Below are 793 nucleotides of genomic sequence, written 5' to 3' on the forward strand. Positions count from 1 at the left end.
TACCTGCTGTTCTTCGCCGTGCCGCTGGCCGGCTGGGCCTACAGCTCCGCCGCGGGCTTTCCCGTCGTCTTCCTCGGCGTGCTGCCGCTGCCCGACCTCGTGGCGGCCGATCGCGCGCTCGCCGAGGCGATCAAGCCCTGGCACGGGCGGCTCGCCTGGACGATGGCCGCGCTCGTGGCGCTGCACGTCGCCGCCGCGCTCAAGCACCAGCTCGTCGACCGCGACGGCACGCTCGCCCGCATGCGGCTCGCACTGCGCTGAGCCCGTCCCTTCTTCTCTGGAACCGCCCTCGCCCATGAAGCTCCTTCCCGCGCCGCTCGCCGCGGCCGCCGCCTTCGCGCTGGCCGCCGCCCTCCCCCTCCCCGCCCTGGCGCAGGCCGCTGCCGCGCCGCCCCCGCAGTCCGCCCAGAAGCTGCTGCCCGCGCAGAGCGAGATCGCCTTCACCAGCCGCCAGATGGGCGTGCCGGTCGAGGGGAAGTTCCGCCGCTTCGACGCGCGCGTCGCCTTCGACCCGAAGAACCCGCAGGCCGCAAGGATCGACTTCACGGTCGACCTCGGCAGCGCCTGGCTCGGCTCGGCCGAGACCGAGGCCGAGGCCGAGCTCGTCAAGCCCGTGTGGTTCGACACCGCCAGGTTCCCGCAGGCGCGCTTCACCTCGACCGCGGTCAAGCCGCTCGGCGCCGACCGCTTCGAGGTCGCCGGGCGGCTGACGATCAAGAACCAGACGCGCGACGTCGTGGTGCCGGTGACGCTCGCCCCCGGCGCCGGCGGCGCCACCGTCGCCAGCGGCAGC

The 793-nt window shown here is 74.8% G+C and carries 2 protein-coding genes; both read left to right on the top strand.

What is annotated here, in order from left to right:
• A partial coding sequence (locus tag D3A59_RS03380) for a cytochrome b (RefSeq protein ID WP_205665094.1) occupies positions 1-261 on the top strand: 261 nt, incomplete at its 5' end.
• Positions 262-295: 34 nt separating this feature from the next.
• Positions 296-793, top strand: a 498-nt coding sequence (locus D3A59_RS25785; RefSeq protein ID WP_170162291.1) for a YceI family protein, incomplete at its 3' end; no start/stop codon positions are given.

This window comes from Caldimonas tepidiphila, assembly GCF_003569765.1.
Classification (GTDB): Bacteria; Pseudomonadota; Gammaproteobacteria; order Burkholderiales; family Burkholderiaceae_C; genus Caldimonas; species Caldimonas tepidiphila.